This is a genomic window from Streptomyces sp. NPDC127084 (assembly GCF_042724175.1).
In the GTDB taxonomy this organism is placed as follows: Bacteria; Actinomycetota; Actinomycetes; order Streptomycetales; family Streptomycetaceae; genus Streptomyces.
Window position 1 is genome coordinate 1 of sequence record NZ_JBHXFA010000443.1, and the last position, 1,017, is coordinate 1,017.

General features: G+C 68.7%; 1 pseudogene. It reads right to left on the reverse strand.

The window, feature by feature from the left end:
- A pseudogene (locus ACFWI9_RS34845) lies at positions 1–1,017 on the reverse strand (hypothetical protein); the annotation flags it as partial.

Genomic DNA, 1,017 nt, shown 5'->3' on the forward strand with positions numbered 1-1,017 from the left:
CTCCGTCACCATGTCCTGTGAGTCGGAGGGCGAGGTGGGGTCGCCGGTGAAGCCGGTGAGGGTGGTGGTGAGCAACTGCCCGGTGGCCGAGTGGTCGTAGCGGTAGGTGTTCCCGCCCGGGTCGGTCTCGGTGGCCGTGCGGCCGAAGGCGTCGTAGGTGTAGTGGGTGACCAGGTTCGCGGGGTCGGTGACGGTGGTGACCCGGTCGTGGTCGTCGTAGCCGTAGCCGGTGGTGCGGGTGGTGTCGTGGCCGGTGGTGTCGGCGGTCGACCTGCCGGTGAGATCGCCGTCCGCGTCGTAGCTGTACGTGGTCTTGGGAGTGTGGACGATGCTGGTGACGGCGTCGGTGGTGGGCTGGTCGGTGACGGTGAGGACGCGGTCCAGGGCGTCGTAGGTGTACTTGGTCTGTACGCCGCCGACCAGTGCCCCGGAGACGGAGTTGAAGGTGACCGGGTAGGTGTCGGAGCCGACCGCCTTGGTGGTCACCCGGCCGAACACGTCGACGCTGTAGTAGGTGGTCTGCCCGGAGGGGTCGGTCCGGCTGCACAGCCGTCCGGCGCCGACCGCGTCGCAGTAGTGGTATCTGGTGACCTGGCCCTTGGGGTCGGTGACCGAGGCGAGCATGCCGAAGGGCTCGGTGTAGACGATGCCGAGTCTGTCGGTGGACTTCTCGCCGTTCGCGTAGTACCGGTAGCGGACGGTCCGGCCGTTCGGGTAGTCCGCGGTCGGGGGTGTGGTCACCGAGGCCAGCGCGCCGAACGGCGTGTAGGTGTACGCCGTGCGGTAGGCCGGGTTGGTGGTGCCGGTGGCGCCGGATCTGGCGTCGGCGGCGTACAGCACCTTGCCGTTGAGCGGGTCCATCGGGTCGGCCGCGTCGGTGTGGTAGCTGAAGTAGGAGGTCTGGCAGGAGTTCGCCTGCCGGCAGGTGGTGGTCGTCAGCACGTTTCCGTACGCGTCGTGCTTGCGGGTGACGGTGTGCCCGTCCGGTTCCGTGCTCGGACGTCGTCGTGAGCGTTG